The 2,237-nt window shown below is 68.3% G+C and carries 1 protein-coding gene and 5 pseudogenes; 2 read left to right on the forward strand and 4 right to left on the reverse strand.

Features of this window, described 5'->3' with window-relative positions; all coding sequences use genetic code 11:
• From KZA10_RS18180 to nhaA, 4 genes and pseudogenes are all read right to left on the reverse strand, one after another.
• Positions 1-78: pseudogene (locus KZA10_RS18180) on the reverse strand (nucleoside triphosphate pyrophosphohydrolase); the annotation flags it as partial.
• Between the two features lie 97 nt (positions 79-175).
• Positions 176-220 (reverse strand): annotated as a pseudogene (locus KZA10_RS18185) (hypothetical protein); the annotation flags it as partial.
• Between the two features lie 40 nt (positions 221-260).
• Positions 261-581 (reverse strand): annotated as a pseudogene (locus KZA10_RS12895) (MazG nucleotide pyrophosphohydrolase domain-containing protein); the annotation flags it as partial.
• A 51-nt stretch (positions 582-632) separates the two neighbouring features.
• Positions 633-1,802, reverse strand: a complete 1,170-nt coding sequence (nhaA, locus tag KZA10_RS12900; RefSeq protein WP_055864677.1) for a Na+/H+ antiporter NhaA — start codon at positions 1,800-1,802, stop codon at positions 633-635.
• 111 nt (positions 1,803-1,913) lie between these two features.
• On the opposite strand from nhaA, the pseudogene KZA10_RS18625 reads away from it, so the two are divergent.
• Both KZA10_RS18625 and KZA10_RS18190 read left to right on the forward strand, forming a co-directional pair.
• Positions 1,914-2,108, forward strand: a pseudogene (locus tag KZA10_RS18625) (hypothetical protein); the annotation flags it as partial.
• Positions 2,109-2,115: 7 nt separating this feature from the next.
• Positions 2,116-2,237, forward strand: a pseudogene (locus KZA10_RS18190) (transposase); the annotation flags it as partial.

The following is a 2,237-nucleotide window of genomic DNA, read 5'->3' on the forward strand; positions in this document are numbered from 1 at the left end:
GGTGAGCGTGCGTGCCACGTCGTCGATGTCGAAGGGATCGTCCGGGTCCTGTGCCGCGATCGCCGAATGGAACAGCACCTGCCAGAGCAGATCCCCCAGCTCCTCGCGGAGGTCGTCGCGGCTGCCGACGCACCATCTTCTCGGTGAGCGTGCGTGCCACGTCGTCGATGTCGAAGGGATCGTCCGGGTCCTGTGCCGCGATCGCCGAATGGAACAGCACCTGCCAGAGCAGATCCCCCAGCTCCTCGCGGAGGTCGTCGCGGCTGCCGACGCACCATCTTCTCGGTGAGCGTGCGTGCCACGTCGTCGATGTCGAAGGGATCGTCCGGGTCCTGTGCCGCGATCGCCGAATGGAACAGCACCTGCCAGAGCAGATCCCCCAGCTCCTCGCGGAGGTCGTCGCGGCTGCCGCTCTCGACGGCGTCGATCACCTCGTGCGACTCCTCGATCAGGTACGGCACGAGGTCACGGTGTGTGATCCGCTGCGACCATACGCAACGCTCCCGGACGGCGTGCATGGTTTGGGCTGCCTGACGCAGCGGATCGGCAGCGTCCGCCGCGGCCGGGGACTCAGAGCTCACGCTTCCTCCTTGCATCGACCCGACCGGAAGCGGCGAGGGCCGGAACATTCCTCACGACGATGCGGACGCGACCCGACGGTACCAGCGCGCCCGCAGGGAGACGATGATCCCGGAGAACACGAGAGCGATCAACGACCCCACGAGCACACCGAGGATCGCCTGGTCCCTGATGCCGCCATCGTCGGCGAAAGCGAGGTTCGCCAGCAGCAGCGAAACGGTGAAGCCGATGCCGCCGAGGGCACCGGCGGCGAGGATGTCGGCGAACGGCAGCGCAGGATCGGCGCCCTTCGGACGGATGCGCATCGCGAGCCAGCCGAACAGCGAGATGCCGATGATCTTGCCCACGGGCAACGCGACCACGATCGCCCAGAACGCCGGCGACAGCTCGGTGATCGAGACGGCGGGGATCACCACGAACGCCGCGACGAAGGCGAACAGCGGCAGGATGGCGCCGTTCACGGTCGGCTCGAGTGCATGCCTGGTGCGCCCGGCGGGCACGGGCGACATCACGAGGCCGAGCAGCACGCCGGCGATCGTGGCGTGGATGCCGGAGGAGGCGACCAGACCCCAGGTGATCACGCCGACCAGGGCCATGGCGACGGCGATCAGCGGGTGGCCCTTGGCGTGCAGCAGCCTGCTCAGCGCCCAGAAGACGGCAACCCCGACGATCGCGAGCCCGAACAGCAGCCACTGCACGTCATCGGCGAACAGCACGGCGATGAAGATGATGCCGATGATGTCGTCGAGGATCGCGAGGGCGAGCAGGAAGACGCGGACGCGCGAGGGCAGACCCTTGCCGAACATCGCCAGCACACCGAGCGCGAACGCGATATCCGTCGCCGTGGGGATGGGCCAGCCCGGAGCCGTCGTGCTGTCGCCGCCGGCGATCAGCAGGTACACCGCGATCGGGACCAGCACGCCGCCGGTCGCCGCGATGGCGGGCTGCACGGCCTTGCGCGGGGAGTCTAGCTCGCCGTGGGTCAGCTCGTGGCGCAGCTCGATGGCCACGACGAGGAAGAAGACGGCGAGAAGGCCGTCGGACACCCAGTGCGCGATCGACAGATCCAGGGCCGTGCCGGGGATCGCGATGTGGAGATCGAGGAAGGCGGCGAGCGCGTCGTGCGTCGGCAGGTTCGCGAGCAGGAGTCCGAGGCCGGCCGCGATGAGGAGGAGGACGGCAGGGAACTGCTGCCCGCGGAGGGGGTTCGCTGAGATGCGCATTCCCCCCATCGTAGGTCGCCGACAGGCCTCGGCGCCTCTCGTCATCGCCCGATCGCGAAGCAGATCGTCATGCGTGCAGGACACTCCTCTGACGAGGGATACTCTCGAAGTGTGACCCCCGCACACTCCTTCTCCGAGCCCACGAACACCGAGGCCATCCGCGTGATCGGCCGATTCGAAGCCGGCCGCGGCATCCCCGATGCCATGCGCACCGATGTCAGGATGCTCGGGCAGCTGCTCGGGCAGGTGCTGCGCGAAGCCGGCGGCGACGACCTCTTCGAAGACGTCGAACGGCTGCGTCTGGCGAATGCGGACCGAGATCGGCGATCTCACGATCCAGGTCCCGAGGGACCGGGCGGGGACATTCGCGCCGGTGGTGGTGCCCAAGCATCAACGCCGAATCGCGGGGTTCGACGAGGCGGTGATCTCTCTGTA

Source organism: Microbacterium sp. BF1 (assembly GCF_019279095.1).
Classification (GTDB): Bacteria; Actinomycetota; Actinomycetes; order Actinomycetales; family Microbacteriaceae; genus Microbacterium; species Microbacterium maritypicum.